Source organism: Alicyclobacillus contaminans DSM 17975 (assembly GCF_000429525.1).
Lineage (GTDB): Bacteria > Bacillota > Bacilli > Alicyclobacillales > Alicyclobacillaceae > Alicyclobacillus_A > Alicyclobacillus_A contaminans.
Window position 1 is genome coordinate 33,200 of record NZ_AUCA01000028.1, and the last position, 16,320, is coordinate 49,519.

Genomic DNA, 16,320 nt, shown 5'->3' on the forward strand with positions numbered 1-16,320 from the left:
CACCATGAATAAAGCCGCCGACCCGCACTCGCGGGCTCGGCGGCTTTCCCATGCCACTCACCAGTGAATCGAATCCTGCAACCCACAATCCCGAAGCACCTGTTCAACTTGCTGTTTGATGTCCGCGAGCGCCTCAGGGTGGTTGGCTTCGGCGCGCAGGACGAGGATGGGTTGGGTATTGGAGCTTCTTACCAAAGCCCACCCCTGCGGGAACTGCACTCTCGCGCCGTCCACCGTCACGACCGGATGCGTCTTCTCAAAATGCGTGGTCACTGCTTGAATGATGGCCTGCTTCTCCGTTTCCGGACACGGCACGCGCGTTTCCGGTGTCGCATGGTACTTCGGCACATCCGCAAACAGCGCCGACAGGGAGTCCGACGTCTGTGACAGGATGCGCAACAGTCGTCCCGCCGCGTATAGCGCATCATCGTATCCGAAGTACTCGTCGTTGAAGAACAGGTGCCCCGACATCTCGCCGGTGAACGGCGCCTGGGTGGCACGCAAAGTTGCCTTGATGTGCGAATGCCCCGTACGGTGGAACCGCGGTTTGCCACCCAATCTTTCAATCTCGTCGATGAGCGCCTGCGAACACTTCACTTCCACCAACGCCTCGCAGCCGGGATGCTTGGGCAGGATCTCACGCCAATAGAGAATCATCAACTGATCTCCCCAGCGAATCTGCCCGGATTCATCGACCACGCCCAGTCGGTCGCCGTCGCCGTCGAACGCGATGCCCAAATCCGCGCCGTGTTGCCGGACGGCGGCAATCAGGTCCGTGAGGTTGGCCGGATCGACCGGATCCGGATGGTGGTTGGGGAAGGTGGGATCGGAGTCGCAGTACAACGGAATCACCTCGCACCCCCACCGAACCAACGCTTCCGGCGCGAAGTTGGACGCAGTGCCGTTGCCGCAGTCCACCACGACTTTCAGGCGCCTGGGCCCGAGCTGGATTTTGTCTTGGAGCATCTGCAAATAACGAGGTTTGATATCGACCGACACTCCGGATGATGGCACACTGTCCAGCGACTCTGGCAGGTTGGCGCGCTCGGCCTCCATCTCTCGGCGCAGGCTGCGCACGGCATCGCCGTAAATCGTGGTCTTGTCCATGGCAATTTTGAACCCGTTCTCCTCGGGGGGATTGTGGCTGGCGGTCACCATCACGCCGTCAGGAATGGCGAGCGCTTCCAGGCTGTAGTAGAAAACGGGCGTTGTCACTTCGCCAATGTCCTTAACCTCCAAATCCAGGGATGTCAGACCCGCCGCGACCGCGCGATGCAGCGCCGGCGAAGAGCTGCGGTTGTCGTGGCCCACCACCGCTTGCGTACGCCCCAACTGCCGCAGTCGCCGTGCCAGCGCGCGGCCGAGCAAATAGGCGAAGCGCTCATCAATCTCCGTCCCCGCCACGCCGCGAATGTCGTATTCCCGGAACACATGTTCAGGCAGCCCCGTGCTCTCCATGGTTGAGATGGTTGTCATTCGTACCTACCTCCTCCGTGACGTGCATTGTGATAAATGGCCTGTGTCAGCAAGTACGACAGCGTCGACTCCGCGCCCTGATTTTGGTTGAGACCGTCTTCGCGCAACCCGTCGCAGCAGCCGCCGTCTTTCACATCGGCCACCGGCACACCCAAATCGTTGTCGCCCTCGAACCAGCGAACACACCGCTCCAGCAACGAGCAGTACTCATCGTTCCGCGTGACCTCCCATGCCTTCGCGCAGGCCAGCGCCAACTTCATCATCTCCAGAGGCTGCTGATCCCACGCGCTGGTTTGTTCCGGAGTCGCCCACGATCGATTGCCGATGGGTCGAAGGCACCCTTTCTCAGAAGTCATCCGCTCCACGAGAAAGGCCAGTGCGTCTTCCGCAATCGCCAGCGCCCGCGTGTGGCCGAGCGTCTGGTGCGCCCAGTACAAAGACCACGGCAGCACACCGTTGCCATACGTCATGCGGGCTTCAAACCAACGCCACTCCGGCTGTCGGTGCGTCTCGTACGACTGACAGAGCTGTTCCGTGATGCGCAGGGCCAACGGACGCAATTCTTCCTGCACCCAGGTGCGAAACGCATGATGGTCCACCATCGTCTCCGTTCCCAACAAGAGTGCGCACGCAGCCGCCAGGGTGTGCGCCAACCCGCGTGGAAAACGGAGTTCCTCTGCGACGCGAAAGCCCTGTCGGCACATCGCCCGGGCGGGTTCCGCCCGCGATTCGTCCGGATGCATAACCGCCGTAACAGCCAGCGCCCACAACGACCGGCCCTGACAATCGTCCGAACGCTCCTCAGGTTCGAAGGAACGGTCGAAGCGCACGTTGTTGTGAAACCATCCCGCCTCGTCCTGAACCCACATCAGAAAGGCCAGGTAGCGGTCGGCCAGGTCCATGAGCACCGAAATCTCCGCGTCCTCCCCCGCGGCGCGCGCGTAGCGCAGCCATTCCATGCAAGCCCACAGCGCGCGCGCGTTGTCATCGGTGGAGTAGCCTTCCTTGCGCCTCGGCACCTTGCCGAAGCAGTGTTCCAGCAGACCCGTGTCGTCGGTCAACCGCTGCAGGTGATGGAGTTTAACGGGAAGCAATGAACGCCTCGCTCCCTTCCTTCACGCGCTTCACCGCAGCCAAGCGGCGGAACAACGCCAGGTGTTCAGCGCCGACGCCGGTCCACTGCATCCCTCGACCGATTTCGGCAATCTGGCGGCGATACTGCTCCTGGACAGCCTCATCTGTGAGCATTCGACAAATGCTACGTGACCACTGTTCCCTGTTTCCGTATGGAATGAGCAAAGATTCCAAGTTTCGCAACACGTCGCGGGCATATGCGTAGGGTGTGCTCAGTACAGGGCACCCCGCCCCTACCGCGTAAGCGAGCGTGCCGCTGGTGATTTGCTCCATGCCCGGATAAGGCGTGATGTACAGATCACACGCCGAGACATAGTCCATCACGTCCGATTCACTCATGTAACGATTGACCATCTGCACGTGTTGGGACAGATTCCGTTCTTCCACCATCTGCTGCAGACGCTCTCGATACGCCTCGCCACTGTGCTTCAGGATCTCCGGGTGCGTCTGGCCGGCAATCACGTAGAGCACGTCCGGCACCTTCGCCACCACATCCGGAAGCACCTCCAGAATGGACTCAATGCCTTTGCTCGGCCCGAGCAGGCCGAACGTGAGGATGACGCGCCGACCCTGCCAGCCCAGCGCTGTTCTCAGCTCGCTCCGAGGTTTGGCCGAGGGACCTGGCGTGCCGTGCGGAATGTATGAAATCCGATCCGTGGACACCCCGAAAGCGTCCCTGAGATATTGGACAGCCCGGCGATTCATGACAGTGATATGTGCGCTCTGTTGAATGAGCGCGCGCTGAATCTCGCGATACGGCGATGCCGGTCGTTCAAACACCGTGTGGAATGTGGTCACCAGCGGCTTTTCCAGGGCGCGCGCAAACGCCAGAATGTGTTCTCCTGCCGTACCTCCGAAAATCCCGAACTCATGCTGCAGAGACACCACATCCACGGAACTCTGGTTGATCCGCTTCGCGACGCGCTCGTAGTCGGCCAACTGGTCGCGGCGAATGAACCAAATCGATTCATCATACCGCTTGATATCCTCGTTCGAATCCACCATGGCCACCACGCCATCGCGCAAATCCGTCCCCGCAGCGGCCCGTTGGACGCTTTGCCGGAGATGATGCGTATATGTAGCCAATCCGCATTTTTTGGGAACATACGTGCTCACATAGACAACCCGCGTCATCGTTGCATCACCGCCTCCATCGCCGATACAGTGTGCGGAATTTCTACCTTCGTGGTGAACCGAGGACTCACCACAGTACCCGACAACTTGGCACCAGCTTCCACGCGCGTATTGTCCCACACCACCGTATGGGATACCGTACACCCGACGCCAATCACGGCACCTTTACCGACCACGGCATACGGTCCAACCACAGCCCCGCTTTCCAAGATGGCGCCATCGTCCACCATCACCGGCGGAATCAACTGCACTCCCGCAGACATCTGAACCGCACCGAGCCAAACGCCCTGTCCCGCCTTGGGCACAGGAGCTGGCAATGGGCAGCGTCCGTCCAATATATCGCGGTGCAGTTGCAAGTAACGCTCCACGGTTCCCATGTCCATCCAATATCCGCGCACGCGAGCGCCGTACACGCCAGCACCTTGTTGAATCAATGCGGGGAATGTCTCTCTCTCGATGGAGGTTGCTCGATGATTCGGAATACTCTGCAACGCCTCCTTCTCCATGACGTAGATGCCCGCGTTGATGCAACGGGAGGGCGCCTCTTCAAGGCGCGGTTTTTCTACAAATCGCACAATTTTCCCAGAGGGGGTCTGTTCCACAACACCGTACTGCGTCGGATCTTCCACTTCCGTGAGACCGATGGTGACCCATCCGCCATGGCGACGATGAAACTCCAGCAGGGGAATCAGGTCGATGTGATGGATGATATCCGCATTGAATACGAGGAACCGTTCTCCAAGCAGCGGTTCAGCGTTCTTGATGGCCCCGGCCGTACCGAGCAGTTCCTGTTCCACGGCGTATTCAATGCGAACGCCAAGCCTTCGCCCGTCTCCGAAATGGGACTGAACCTTGTTCGCCTGATACTGAACAGCCAGCACAAACTCGGAAATACCCTGTTCCTTGAGGTGGAGAATCAGGTGTTCCAACCACGGCCGGTTGAAAACGGGTGTCATGGGTTTTGGGAGGTTTTCCGTGAGTGGACGCAGACGTGTTCCCAGTCCTCCTGCTAACAACAATGCCTTCATTTCTCATCCCCCATTGGTCAAGTTTTGGCCAGATCCAACAGAAAACGATTCATGAAAGATGCTGATAACACGAGAAGACTCGCCTCTGACAGAGTCCCCGCAGAGCGTGGGTCCCGGGACAGCGCATCGCGTATTAGCACTCTAAAGAGGTGGCTGCTAATGAGTATATGTGAATGATATTTTCATTGCAAGTCTGGCGACAATGGACGTCCAATCCCCCTTTTAACGACTGCATCGCACGTTGGCCGGAGGATTGGACGTGATGCCCATTCTATCAATGCACCACGACGGATTGGGTACATGCCTCCGCCAGAGCCAAATCAGCCACTGCGTCCTCCATGGTCACGCGCGGGCGATGCCCGGGATGAACAGCAGCTCTGTACAAATCGAGAAAACGCGCGCGCACGCAGTTTTGGTACTCTGCCGTCCGGTTGCGCAGTGCGATGGTCCTCCGAAACAGCACCCGCTTTCCCCGTGAATGTTCGCCAGCCCCTGGCATCATTGCGGCGACCTCCGTCAGTCCAGCGGCCACCTGCTCGAAGCGGTCAGCGCCCTCGGGTGCACCATCCGTTGGAACGGCGTCCAACAGCTCGCCGAGAGGTTCAACCCAATCCGCAGGGACCATCCCTTCCACATCCAATTGCATGGGAACCCAGCCCTGCACACCAATTCGCCCATAGCGGCAGACAATCTCCCAGCGCGTGAACTCCGCCGCTTCCTCGGGACGAATGAATCCGTGGTAATAGTGGACCGGAACGGTATGATGCCCTCGCCGGTGCCACACCGTGGCCCACACGCGAGGCGGTACACTGGCCATGGACGATGCGCTCCCCAATTCAGTGGGGGTCGTCCCAGACTGCCAATACACCGGCGTACCGAACCAACGCCGGCCCACCTCGAAGAAGTGAACACCGTGTTCAATCCAGATGCCGCCACTCTGTTCCGCGTTCCAAAACCAGTGCCCGTCGGCCACACGATGAACCTGATTATGCATGCTCGCGGCATCCACTGGCCCCAGTGCTTCTACTTCCAGCAGCCGTTCGACCGCCTGCATGAGTGAACTGTGCGGCATGACAAGGTTGACCGTCACTGCGCGCTGGTGACGCTGAGCCATCCTGGCTATGTCCGACAGATGACTGGCCCGCAATGCTCCCGGTTTCTCCAACAGCACGTGTTTTCCCGATTCCAAATACGCCCGCGCCAATTCTGCGTGCAGGTTCGGCGGCGTGCACACCAGCACGGCATCCACCGCATCCGCGTGCACGAGTTCCCTTGCATCGTCGTACGTGGACACATCCACCGCATCGGCTCGCGCTTGCCGCCACGCCTGGATCACAGCTCGCCGTTTGTCCGGACTTCTCCCTGCGACAGCCACGAGTTGGCATTCCGGTACATGTCCGAGGGATGCCGCGAGAAACTTCGCAAACGCCCCGGCTCCAGCAATTCCGATTCGCATCGGCTGTGCTCGGAACTCCATGTCAACTCCCTCCAACCCTCGCAGGCCGGATAGCCACCGGCCGAGATTCTTGTTCATCCGTCTCTATTGTATCGAGCGTGGACTGAACCCCAAACCCGTTCATCCTGTTTCTCTCTCCTTTCGCTCAAAAAAAGACGCGCTCACCTCGCGTGAGCGCTATGGAAAGGAGATCATGGAGAGCACCATCGGCTGGCTCCGCCGGAACCAGCGACATGGACAACCCTTCATCCATGAGTGTACAACCCAAATGTAAAGAATTTGCGTAATCCACCTATAAGAGTTCTTGATCCGCCCTCTTCAGAGGGGGCCAAATGGCATAAACCATGGAAAGAAAATGGGCGAGTCTCTCGACCGCCCAATGATTGAAGGGATTGAATGCACATCACCATATCACCGACAGACCGCGTCGAATCACGAAGCATATCCGTGGACATTGCCCTTAACCTCCTTGTTGCGAAACAATTCGGTCTTCAGGGCTGCGATGATTTCATCAGATACACCGGCTTCACGTAGGCGAATCTCGAGGTACTCCTCCTCGGACAGATGTGACCATGACCATCCACACCCGAACACGTCATCCACTCCAACATCCGCATCTCTGTCTCTTGTCATTACGACGAGGTATGATACCACAGGGCAGGGAGCGGAATTTGTCGAATGGTGACGGACACATCGATTTCAAATACTCACGAGGATAATCTTCGCGGCAGCGGAACATCAACTGTGGAGACTTCCCGTCCAGCGCGTGCCCGCTCGGGTATGTCCGACGGGAATTTGAACCAGACTGGTCTGTCCGCGACTGCCGAGTTGATACAGATGGTCGCACGCCGCCGAGTCAAACCCGAGCAGTGGGTGCCCATTCATGCCCAACGCAGCTGCGCTGAGCAGCAGCCGTTGGGTGAGCATGCCGGCAACCATTTGTTGAATGCGATAGCCTCGAACACCGAGTTCCCGAATCCAGTGGTGACGGTCACCCCCGAGATGTAAACAGATGGGAACCTCACTCAGATTAACGGTGTGCATCGTCATGCTCTGCTGCAGGAACAACCGATGATCTCCGGGGGCAATCAGGGTGAGGACGTGCGGTTCGGCACCATATGCGTACGCACCGTCCGGCACGCCTTTCACGCCGTGAACCACAGCGTACCACTCAAAGCCCGACGGCAGACGACCATCCGGATGGTATATGTCCGTCTTGTAAGACGTTGAGGCGGCGTTCCACAAAAGAGACGAGAGTTTTCGCGCGTCCAACGGGCACCATGCAAAATCCATACCTGGTGAGTACCGACGACGACACACCGCCAACAGGTCGTACGAGGGACACTCTGCCGGCGGGAGCTTCCAGCGCGCCGCACCATCGTGGTCGGACGGGACTGCGCCCACCGGCCAGCGGATGGTGGGCGCCTGACCATGGGACGCTAACCCCGAAGCGCGTTGCATCTCCAAAAGCGAAGGATACGGCAGGATGGTCCGCGACTTGATGAATTGCGCGGTTTGCAGGGGCTCCAGTTCCCGACACAGATCTCCATCGCAAATCTCCGGGCGGTCTTCCGTGGCCAATGGATGAAACCAGGTGGTTGTCGGGTGCGTGGACAACGGCAGCACCGCATACACGTTCTCCTGGGATTCCTCCAAACCGAGCAGGTGGTGGACGGCCCGGTCCAAAAACTGAAAGCAGACAGTGGTTTCCAGGCCGAATCGCTCAGCGACCTCCAGCGCCTGCCCAATGGCTGCGCCGGCATCCATCCCCTGCAATCGATAGGCGAATTGGTTGTATTTGAAGAAGTTTTTCCAGAACACGGTCGATACGAAGAGAGCGCCGAAACACCGTGAAATATCACAAGGATGGATAAGCGAGCGGCCCAGGTACGCGTCGAAATTTCCCTCCCTCAGCAAGACCAGCCGGTGATGCGCGGCGTTGTAGTGGTAAACGCCGGAAGGGATTTCATCCATTTTCAGATACACGTACAGTTCGCTCGGATACAACGCGCCGCCGGACGGCGGAAACCGTCGGTATGCATGATGGAACATCGGCGGCTGGGTGGAGGGCAGGAACGTTTGACTCAGCTGCCCGAGCCCATACGCCAACCACAGAAAGTGGCCGATGGTGGCGAGATTCGGCTCAACGGGTGCTTCACGGGAGAGCAACGTCAACGGAAGGTGTCCGGACAGCGGAATTTCGAGTTGGCCGCGATACAGTTTATATGGGAGCGGCGCATCCGCCCAGTTGACCTCCCAGTCGGACGGATAGAGTTGATCCACATCAAAATGCAAGTGGTGCACAAACGTCTCCAGATTCATATCTGCCATGCATTTACACGCTCCCTGTCTTTGACTCCCATCTGGCAAGCAGCAGACGGTTCCCGGTCATCCATCACGGAAAAGGATGTGGATGAGGATTCAACTGCTCGGATGACAGCGGTGCATTCGCGTAGCCGAGCTGCATCGGTATGCGGAGAACGCGGTCCAATCCCTCGAGGCGTGTCAGATGATAGCCGAATGTCATCGGGAGCATGCCCGGAATCAGCACTTTCACACAGAATAATCCGTTGCGCCGAATTTCGGGCGAAGTCTGATCCACCACAATCACATCGAGGCCGCAGTCGAAAAATCGCTGCAACATCCCTTTCAGGTCCTCGGTCAGATCCGTGTGAGGCTGCCCATGGTTCTGCGACATGAAAGCCTCCGCCAAAGGCTTGGCGCTGCCGTCCTGACTGAACAGGAACTGAAACCGCAGTTCTGTCTCCGGCAGACTGTAGAGTGTGGAGTGGTCCTCCATCCGCCGGACTTGAAACGGATCCTCCAGCATCCGGAGCGCCGCCGCGCGCCGGGCGTCGTATTCCGCGTCCAGCATCGGCATCATGCCGACCAACTCATGAATGGCGGATTTCACGGCGCGGACCGGGCTCACATGCGCGCCCGCCGCACAAATCAGGTGGGGCCCTTTCTGGCGCGTGTTCTTCGCCATGACCCAAACGCTCGGAATCCCGTGCTCCATCGTGATGTCGTAGGCGTGCAATCGGTAGCCGAGATCGGCCTGAACGTGATCCACCATCCACCGCAGCGTCACATCTTTAGTTTTCTCAAGGTTCAACGCCGGCGCGGGCAACTGGGCATACCACGTCAATAGAAACGCATCCCGTTCCACAATCTCCAATATCCCGTGAAAGATCGCTTCCTCCAGCGTTCCGCCGAGCGCACAGCCGTTCGACGTTTCATACACGTAGCCGCCTTCTCCGCCGAGGCTGTAGTAGGCGAGCAGTTCGGGCACCAGAAGGGGACGGCGCTGTCGGAACGAATACCCCCACACCCAGCGCATCGGCTGATCTGGCTGAAACGGCTGAAACGGAAAGTCAGGCCGCTCGTACTGAACCGGCGCGTGAACGCCCACTGAGACCGGATTCAGGGCGAATTCGGCCAGATTTCGGTAGCTGTCACACACCACGGTCCGCTTTCCGCGCGGCGTGAGACCGCAGTAACGCTCCAGTCCTTCGAGGATGGCCGTCAATTCACTCTCCGCAAAGGACAAACTCCGACCCGCGGTGCCTTCATCGCCCTGCCACAGCGGCAAGTTCACGCTGACGTTGGCGAAAGGCGTCGCCAAATCGACCACCTTCGCATTCAGCAACCCGGTTTGTGAGTCCAGATAGTCGCGCTCGAGCACGGTTTTCAACTCGCTCAGCGGACGACAACGGTATGACGACGGGTGAACCTTCGGACTCGGCCGCAGCACCACCGTGGCCAGTTCCGCCGAGTCATCCGGAATCTCTCCGCACGAAGGACACTGTGGATTGGGCAGGAACGCATGGCGCGAGATATCCAGCGTTCTCAGATGCACCAGGTAGAGATGCCCGGCTGTTCGCGGTGTCTCGCCGCGCAGTTCCCGCAGCACTTCGTCTCTGATCAGACAAGCCATGATCAACAGCCCTGGCCGGGTCGCCCACGGATTGAGCACCGGTGAGGATGTTGACCGGGCCTCCAGAAGCCGAGCCAGATCACGCCGATCCGGCATGCAAAGGATCCGCCGCCAATCGGCACACTGCGCACAACCCGACACGGACGGATGAACCCATGGGCCAATCACCCCCCTGCCAAAGGACAGGCAACAGCGCAGCCAAGGTTGTGATGCATGCCGAAATACGCGGTCGGCTGCCGCATCCGCCGCCGGGTCCCAGATGTCGCGCGCCACGATGACCATGTCCACAGCGTCCGCCGAAACCACCCTTCCGTCGCCGATGGAAGGGCCTGTCAGGCCGGCCGCTGGGCTGCGGACAACGCGGCAACCGTCGGCCAGTGTGGTCGCCACAATATCCGCCAGCATCCCATCTCCCACCAGCCAAATGGTCTTGGTCATGCGCGCTCCCCCTCGCACAGCTGGACGCCGAACACGCCGGCCAGCCCATCCTTGACAAACGGATCGACGGACAGGTCGTATACATCCATCCGTATCCCCCGCTGGTTCAGTTGTCTTCGCGCGCGGTCAAGGATTGCCGCAGCATCTTCGTCCGCCGCCGGAACGATGGGCACTTCGGCCATATCACCGGATTCCAAACAAAGCTCATTCCATTTGAGCGTTATCCCTGGCACCGCGGGTATCCGCCCGCCACCGTCTGTCATCGCCCACGTCAACGAACGCTCCAGCGCACGCCGCAGCGCGGAGGCTCGGCAGAATCCCACACTTCCGAACCATCCCCGTTTTGATGCGACCCACATCACAGGAAATCCATACACCGCCTCTCCCAACGCCAACTGCACATCGCCATCCAGAACGCGAAGCGCCTGCAGCAACCGTTGACAGGTTTCGTCGCGCACCGCGTCCGCCGGCACCGCTTGCACCGGACAGCGCGGCGCGATGCGTTCGCCGGACGGTGCGGGCGCAGACTGCAACTGTACCTTCAGCACCTGCGTCAAACTCTGCTGAAGGGCACGGACGATGCCTTCAATCACTGTCTCGCCGGCGCCCACGCCCGTGAACGACGGACCGCCGCCCGTGGTTTCCGTCGCCGCACACCCTGGCGGCGGCCACACGCCGGTGAGCAGTCGCAACACATACTGCTCAATTCCAATCAACCCCGCGGCTCGCCGTGCAGCCTCGTGCGTGAGACCAGCGCACACCACCTCGGGAAGCAGCGTCGCGGGCCCTTCCGACAGCGGATTGACCGGCTGAACCCGACACAACGCGAGGGGCAGCTGCGGGAGATCCCCTTCGTCCCACACGTGAAAAATCCCGCACACCGGCGAGGTCAGCGACTGGAACCAACCGAGCAGTTGCTCGCCGCGACTGTCGCTGTCGCCATTCGCAGTCGAGCGGTTTTCGTATGTCCCCATATCCAAGTCCGGTTCCCAAGTTTCCAGGCGCTGTATATTCTCCTGCCCCGTAGGCAGCGGATGCGGTGGCGCGACATGCCAGGCACCTTCCAGCGTGTCGAGGTTCAGCACAAAGAACGGATGCTGCTCCGTTGGTTTCACCAGACCGGTGGTCGCTTTCAGGAGTTCAAACACCACAACGTTGGCCAGAACGGCTCCGGCAGTAACGGAAACACCGTGGACATTTCCATCCCCTTCAAACAGTGACCGGTGCAGGCGCCGCCAATATGCGGCAAGGCCCCCCGCATCGCCCGGGTGAATGAGCGGGCCTGCCATCCCCAGCGGCGCCGCGCAAAGCGCCGGGAGCAGCAGCGCACGGTGATGGCGGCAAGCCGCCTCCAACTGTTGCAAAGTCACCATGTCTCCCGATTCCGAGACATACAGAACCGCGTCAAATCCCTTCACCACATCCTGCCAATCACCGAACCCCGATGCGTCCACGGCCATCTCCACGACATCCACGTCCGGATCCAACTTGCGGGCGTGTTCGGCCAAGTTGTGCAGGCGCTGCCGCTCCTCCGCGGCCAATGTGGGAGCCAGGACATGAAACTTCGGAAGCCCGGACTCCAGCAGTGCATGAACGAGGGATAGAAACATCGAACCTTCGCCCACCGCCAGTACGCGGCTCTGTCGATAACGTTCAAACCGATGAGCGCCAGACCCGCCGACGTGGTCAAGAAATGCCACCTGGTCCTGATACGCTGCGATGATATCGGCAGTCAGCGTGTGCGGAAAATCCGTGCTGACATCCCGAAGAAATCCGTTTTGATACAGAATTTCGGTAATTTGATAGACGCGCTGCCGATACTCGTCCGGTAGGCCGTCGGTCAATTCGCCCAGCGTTGTCTGCCCATCGAAAGCGGGCAGCAGTTGTTCTATCCACTGATGGATGCTTCGCCCTTCCATGCGAAACGAGCCTTCATTATTGCGAAAGTAGACGCCTGAGTCCGGATCGAGAAAGAAATGCGTGTCCAGGTTCACCTTCGGGCGCATTGAAGCATCGAGCATCGCCACGTTCCCTCCCGTCGCCGCGGCTGGCTGTTTTGGCAGGATCATTCCCGTGCTCCCATCCTATGCACAATGCTTGTTCCATGGCGCAAAAAACCCCCTTCGCCGCCGCACCGGACTCGCGAAGGGGTATCTGTGACAAGGCGGCAAGGGCAGCCCACCATCGGTCAGGCGGGCCGACGGATCCGCCGCACTACCGCAGACGATTTAGAAGCAGCCTCCACAGCGGCCACAACCTGCGCAGCGGAAACACCGGGCACAAGCAAAGCAACCCACACACCCGAAGCACCCGAAACAGCGAAAACATCGGGCGCATCCCGCACAGCCGAAGAATTGGGCTTGGACGGCATCGTGTGGTCCGCGCTCCTCATCGGGTGTCAAATCGCCAGCCTTGAAATCATCCATGTTTAGGTTGCGAATGACTTTTTTAAAGTCCTCCATGCTCTCACCTCCATGCAATGACCTGGACCAACGTATGCCACCCGCAAAACATTCGGCCACGGTCATTGTCCGCCCGCGATGCCCAAATTTACGTGGTGATGCAAGGACGCGAATGCGCTGGATAGACGAAACCATGGAGAATGAGAGCAGCATGGGGATGGAGCGATGGTGGCTGCCCGAAGCATCGGGCCGGGGGGAGTCAGCGCAGAGTGAGCCGGATCCGCAGATGCAAAGCCGTTCGACAGGCAGCCTACTGGCGCTTCGGCAATGTCCTTGGCTGCTCGAGCACATCCAGCTCCTCGTCCATCCGTTCCATCTGCTGCAAGACCACAGCACGAGCGTCGCGAATCGCCTGATTGTAGATGATTGGCCCCAGTTGTTCCATCATGAAGTCCAACAAATTGCTGGCGGCCAACTCTCCAATGGACTCCGACCGTTCCACTTCAAAGTAAGTCCTTATGTTGTCTATCAATTGTTGCTTGTGTTCACGAGGTATCTTCAAAATAACCACGTTTTCGCCTCCCAGATTCAGATAACGTGATTAGAACATTCTCTCCCATTTCAATCAAGATGAAAAACCGACCTTCGTCATCGTGACAAAGGTCGGTGTGCACGGTGAATGAGCCTGTTATTTCGTTTGAAGTTCACCCAACAATTGACGAAGGGCCTGATCAATCGGAGTCAGAGGACGACCGAGCACCTTTTCAAAATCCCGGCTCTCGACCTCCAACGCCCCCGCCCGAATTCCCTGTTGAATGTTTACGAGAAAGGGAACCACCGCGTCGGGAACGCCCGCTCTCTTCATGATGTCCGCATACGTATCGTCATCGACCTGTTGCACAGGGACTTCCTTACCCAATACCTTGCCCACCACAGATGCCAGTTCTTCCTGAGTCAGCAGTGGCCCAGACAGTTCGTAGATGGCATTCTCGTGCCCGCTCCCGGTGAGAACCGCTGCCGCCGCTTCCGCGTAGTCTTGCCGCAGGGCCCACCCCACCTTGCCGGAGCCCGCTGCCGTGACCCAGGGTGCGCCGGCCATCACAGCTTGAATGCTTGCCATCTCGTTCTCCAAATACCAGTTGTTCCTCAGGATAGCGTACGGTATGCCAGTCTTTACAATGGCTTCTTCGGCGGCACGATGCGGTGGCGAGAGGAACATGGTGGTGTCCATGGCATTGGTCAAGCTGGTATACGCGATGAATTGAACCTGTGCCCGTTCAGCAGCGGCAACCGCATCGGTGTGCTGCCGAATTCTCGTTTCGTTGTCTCCATCCGCAGAAATGATCAACAACCGCTCAATCCCCTCGAACGCAGCCACCAAGCTTTCGGGATGGTCAAAATCCCCATACCGAACGTCCACACCTCTCGCCCGCAGGTTCTCCGCTTTGGCGGGGTTCCGAACACTGACGGCCATTTGACTCGCTGGAACAGACTTCAACAGTGTCTCTACGACTTTCGATCCCAGCTTTCCGGTCGCACCGGTCACCAAAATTTTCATCGTTGAATTCCTCCAAACCTATTTGTTCAAATGAAACCAAATCAGTTTTAGTTAAGGGTAAACGATCACGTCGAGAGAACTCCGGCGGCCAGTGCCCTTTGCGCCACATCCGCAATCGTGTACCGTTGCAACGTTTCAAGGATAGCCTGTTCCGCTTCGTTGGCAATCGCGTCAAATACCGTGGGCATGCCCGACCCCACAGGGCACCGCGGATTGGGTTCCGCTGGACTTGGAGCCAATGCCCGCTCCATCTGCAAGGTTTGATAGACCTCGGACAGTCGAATGTCTTCTGGCGCCCTTGTCAGACGATATCCTCCATCACGCCCCTCCCGGGTTTCAATGAGGCCGACTTCCACGAGACGCTTCAAGACTCGACGGAGGAAAACGGCATGGGTATTCACACTGGATGCAATGAACCTGCTGGAATAACCTTCTCTATTTTGCGCCAACAAGGCCAGTGCATGTACAGACATTGAAAACCATCCACTCGCTGCCATATTGTCCCCTCCATGGTTTTGACTATAACCAAGTTGATTTCAGTTTGTCAAACGCTTTTCTCAGACGGCTAGGAGGAAGTTTCCTTCTCTCACAAAAAGTAACCGCCGCCAAAATCGGCAGCGGTGATGGCTCATCAGACTCTGTGGCGACGCTTTTTCACGATGATCAACAACTTCTGACCTGAGAATAGCTTGATGACTCTGATCCGACGCATCTGACTCACCCCCGTACTACATAGATATGCTCGTCGCTCGGGCACGCGTGGACGAACAATACCTATCCGAGGTGAGACTGACGCCCCCGTCGGGCGACGAACGCCCTGCAGGGCCTTACTGGACTCGCGGGGCCATCCAGTGATTGCAGGGGCACCGACAGGTTGAGTGTGCCAGTGTAACCAGGTATTTTGCATTTCAATATGTGCAAAATCATGATAAGGTACTTGCGATCACCCTTACCCCACTGTGAGGCAGCCAACAGGCTGCCTTTCTTTTTGGGAAGTTTGGACTTGAAAGCAGGGCATCTTGCACCTGTTCGGAATCATAACAAGGGCACCAGCCACGGCCGGTGCCCTCAAAACAGCTAACTTGTCACCAGCATCTTCTGCCAGGGCAACCTGGATCCACAACGATGTTTCTTGTAATGGGTTGGTAAAAGTGCCGAGGCACATTTACAATGACGTGTCTGTTGATGTTTACAATCGGATGGACATAGGGAACCATCCGAGGAATGTAGCAATCTCGAACACAGTAGCGGGGCGGACATACGATTGGCGGGCAATTCATGGCATGGTCACCTCCATCTAGTTGTTGAGACAAATCACAACTACGCTCCGACTCCGGCACCTGCGCCATAAGCGCCGCCACCTGCATAACCGCCTGTATACGGAATCAGCAGGATGAACAGCACGAAAATAATCAAGAACACGACTGCCCATCGGGTGAAGCCTCCAAAACATCCCCCATCGTACACGAACTACACCCCCTTCAGCCTGGATGACTCATCTTACGATGATGTCTCTCCTGTTGAAGCGGCTATTGCCACTGACGGGCTGTCCTAAAGTGCCGTCTTGTCCATAGAAGCCATCGAGTGTCTCCTTGTATTTTGCCACCCAGCCATACAACGTCTTTTGCGAAATACCGAGCTCCCGAGCCACCTGGCTCGCTGGTTTCCCACTCTCCAAAGCCAATTGAACTGCGTGAAGTTTGAATTCCTTGTCGTACTTCTGTGTCATGTGGCTCACCTCGAATCGCCTTATTCTT

Annotated in this window: 13 protein-coding genes; all 13 read right to left on the reverse strand. The window is 58.3% G+C overall.

Annotated features, from left to right (window positions below):
* Window positions 1-57 precede the first annotated feature (57 nt).
* Window positions 58-1,476, reverse strand: a complete 1,419-nt coding sequence (locus G463_RS0111295; protein WP_026975247.1) for a phosphomannomutase/phosphoglucomutase — start codon at window positions 1,474-1,476, stop codon at window positions 58-60.
* The gene (locus G463_RS20085; protein ID WP_035486985.1) at window positions 1,473-2,570 is read right to left on the reverse strand and encodes a hypothetical protein; all 1,098 of its coding nucleotides are present in this window, start codon (window positions 2,568-2,570) and stop codon (window positions 1,473-1,475) included. The genes G463_RS0111295 and G463_RS20085 overlap by 4 nt, the downstream gene beginning before the upstream one ends.
* The gene (locus G463_RS0111305) at window positions 2,557-3,744 is read right to left on the reverse strand and encodes a glycosyltransferase family 4 protein (RefSeq protein WP_026975248.1); all 1,188 of its coding nucleotides are present in this window, start codon (window positions 3,742-3,744) and stop codon (window positions 2,557-2,559) included. The genes G463_RS20085 and G463_RS0111305 overlap by 14 nt, the downstream gene beginning before the upstream one ends.
* A complete protein-coding gene (locus G463_RS20090; RefSeq protein ID WP_035486988.1) occupies window positions 3,741-4,772 on the reverse strand; it encodes a nucleotidyltransferase family protein in 1,032 nt (343 codons plus the stop codon). The genes G463_RS0111305 and G463_RS20090 overlap by 4 nt, the downstream gene beginning before the upstream one ends.
* 274 nt (window positions 4,773-5,046) lie before the next feature.
* Window positions 5,047-6,249 carry a Gfo/Idh/MocA family protein gene (locus tag G463_RS0111315; RefSeq protein WP_026975249.1) on the reverse strand — a complete coding sequence of 401 codons (1,203 nt, stop codon included), beginning with the start codon at window positions 6,247-6,249 and terminating at the stop codon, window positions 5,047-5,049.
* Between the two features lie 717 nt (window positions 6,250-6,966).
* Window positions 6,967-8,559: a SagB family peptide dehydrogenase gene (locus G463_RS0111325; RefSeq protein ID WP_342663823.1), complete on the reverse strand. Its 1,593-nt coding sequence runs from the start codon at window positions 8,557-8,559 to the stop codon at window positions 6,967-6,969.
* Window positions 8,560-8,623: 64 nt separating this feature from the next.
* Window positions 8,624-10,603 (reverse strand): TOMM precursor leader peptide-binding protein, encoded by a 1,980-nt coding sequence (locus G463_RS0111330; RefSeq protein WP_026975251.1) that lies wholly within the window; start codon window positions 10,601-10,603, stop codon window positions 8,624-8,626.
* Entirely contained in the window at window positions 10,600-12,672 is a 2,073-nt protein-coding gene (locus G463_RS0111335) for a hypothetical protein (protein ID WP_051322222.1), read from the reverse strand. The genes G463_RS0111330 and G463_RS0111335 overlap by 4 nt, the downstream gene beginning before the upstream one ends.
* A 159-nt stretch (window positions 12,673-12,831) precedes the next feature.
* Complete coding sequence (locus G463_RS23920) at window positions 12,832-13,356, reverse strand: heterocycloanthracin/sonorensin family bacteriocin (RefSeq protein WP_156900182.1); 525 nt, start codon at window positions 13,354-13,356, stop codon at window positions 12,832-12,834.
* Entirely contained in the window at window positions 13,316-13,576 is a 261-nt protein-coding gene (locus tag G463_RS0111340; RefSeq protein ID WP_026975253.1) for a DUF2164 domain-containing protein, read from the reverse strand. Before G463_RS0111340 ends, G463_RS23920 begins: the two co-directional genes overlap by 41 nt.
* Before the next feature lie 117 nt (window positions 13,577-13,693).
* Window positions 13,694-14,563, reverse strand: a complete 870-nt coding sequence (locus G463_RS0111345) for an SDR family oxidoreductase (protein ID WP_026975254.1) — start codon at window positions 14,561-14,563, stop codon at window positions 13,694-13,696.
* Between the two features lie 65 nt (window positions 14,564-14,628).
* Window positions 14,629-15,060 (reverse strand): RrF2 family transcriptional regulator, encoded by a 432-nt coding sequence (locus G463_RS0111350; protein ID WP_026975255.1) that lies wholly within the window; start codon window positions 15,058-15,060, stop codon window positions 14,629-14,631.
* A 998-nt stretch (window positions 15,061-16,058) separates the two neighbouring features.
* Window positions 16,059-16,320, reverse strand: a 262-nt coding sequence (locus G463_RS22350) for a transposase (RefSeq protein ID WP_211227413.1), incomplete at its 5' end; no start/stop codon positions are given.

What these genes read in the sequence shown, in the direction of transcription:
- G463_RS0111305 (WP_026975248.1), bottom strand. Translation starts at nt 3,744, where the DNA reads ATGACGCGGGTTGTCTATGTGAGCACGTATGTTCCCAAAAAATGCGGA.
- G463_RS20090 (WP_035486988.1), bottom strand. Translation starts at nt 4,772, where the DNA reads ATGAAGGCATTGTTGTTAGCAGGAGGACTGGGAACACGTCTGCGTCCA.
- G463_RS0111325 (WP_342663823.1), bottom strand. Translation starts at nt 8,559, where the DNA reads ATGGCAGATATGAATCTGGAGACGTTTGTGCACCACTTGCATTTTGAT.
- G463_RS0111315 (WP_026975249.1), bottom strand. Translation starts at nt 6,249, where the DNA reads ATGGAGTTCCGAGCACAGCCGATGCGAATCGGAATTGCTGGAGCCGGG.
- G463_RS0111350 (WP_026975255.1), bottom strand. Translation starts at nt 15,060, where the DNA reads ATGGCAGCGAGTGGATGGTTTTCAATGTCTGTACATGCACTGGCCTTG.
- G463_RS0111330 (WP_026975251.1), bottom strand. Translation starts at nt 10,603, where the DNA reads ATGACCAAGACCATTTGGCTGGTGGGAGATGGGATGCTGGCGGATATT.
- G463_RS0111295 (WP_026975247.1), bottom strand. Translation starts at nt 1,476, where the DNA reads ATGACAACCATCTCAACCATGGAGAGCACGGGGCTGCCTGAACATGTG.
- G463_RS23920 (WP_156900182.1), bottom strand. Translation starts at nt 13,356, where the DNA reads ATGTGCTCGAGCAGCCAAGGACATTGCCGAAGCGCCAGTAGGCTGCCT.
- G463_RS0111345 (WP_026975254.1), bottom strand. Translation starts at nt 14,563, where the DNA reads ATGAAAATTTTGGTGACCGGTGCGACCGGAAAGCTGGGATCGAAAGTC.
- G463_RS0111335 (WP_051322222.1), bottom strand. Translation starts at nt 12,672, where the DNA reads ATGATCCTGCCAAAACAGCCAGCCGCGGCGACGGGAGGGAACGTGGCG.